Annotated in this window: 1 protein-coding gene; it reads left to right on the top strand. The window is 40.2% G+C overall.

Annotated elements, in window-relative coordinates:
* Positions 1-220: 220 nt before the first annotated feature.
* Positions 221-757: a nitroreductase family protein gene (locus HU235_RS12875; protein WP_174880460.1), complete on the top strand. Its 537-nt coding sequence runs from the start codon at positions 221-223 to the stop codon at positions 755-757.
* Positions 758-1,005 lie beyond the last annotated feature (248 nt).

Raw genomic sequence — 1,005 nt, 5'->3', positions numbered from 1 at the left:
TTGCTAGTCTTTATGGAAAAATTGTTAATTTTTTGATAAAGAAAAAGTGTGAAATACCTAGAGAAGAGTAACAAAAGGATAGTCTTATATACCTATGAGGTAACAAAGAATACAATCCTTTTTATTGGTTTATTTTGAAAGCGGAATATATATTTTGAATACAATTTGCTAAAATAATAGTGGTATAAAATGTATGTGATCTACATAGGAGGGAATTTAGATGGAATTTAAAGAAATTGTCGCTAATAGACGAGAGATTACAAGTTTTTTAACCAAACCAATTCCTTATGATGTGCTAGAACGAATTTTATCATCTGGATATTTAGCACCAACAGGTAATAATTTGCCTTCTCGTGAATTTATTGTCGTTAACGATAAAGAAATGCTCCAAACACTATCTAAAACTACACCTTACGTATCTTGGTTAAATGAAGCAAGTTTCGCAATTGTAATTACAGGTCGACCAGATGTAAGTAAATATTGGATTCAAGACTCCTCCATTGCAAGCAGCTTTATTTGGCTTTCAGCTGTAAATGAAGGTATAGGATGTGCTTTTGGAGCAGTATTGAATACGACAGATGAAAAAGAGTCTGAGCAAAGAGAAACGTATGTAAAAGAAGCTTTAGCTATTCCCTCTAACCGAAGAGTTTTGGCAATCTTAGGATTAGGATATCCAAATGAAAAACCAAAGGAAAAGGTTTTACCTGATCTGTCTGAGATAATATACTATGGGAAGTTTGGTGAAAACGAAATCTAATTGATAAGTTAGGATGCAAATTAATGCATTCTTTTTTTATTTGCTCGATCATCCCTCTGTCTCTTATCCCCCTCTGCCTCTGCCGCCGCTCCTCCTTGTGTCGCTCTCGGTGGTCGCCCGCTCCTTCCCCCCCCCCCCCCCCTCCCTCCCTTGTTGCCCGTTCCCCTGCGTGCCCGGTCCCCCCCGTCCCCCGCGCCTGCTCCGCGTGGCCGCCCTCTGGCCGGTGCGGGTAGAGATGGCCCACCAGT

The organism is Metabacillus niabensis (assembly GCF_902829255.1).
GTDB lineage: Bacteria > Bacillota > Bacilli > Bacillales > Bacillaceae > Metabacillus > Metabacillus niabensis.
The sequence above is the reverse complement of the archived record's forward strand: the minus strand, read 5'-3'. Positions and strand labels throughout refer to the sequence as shown.

Coding starts and splice junctions, on each gene's coding strand:
- HU235_RS12875 (WP_174880460.1), top strand. CDS start 221: ATGGAATTTAAAGAAATTGTCGCTAATAGACGAGAGATTACAAGTTTT.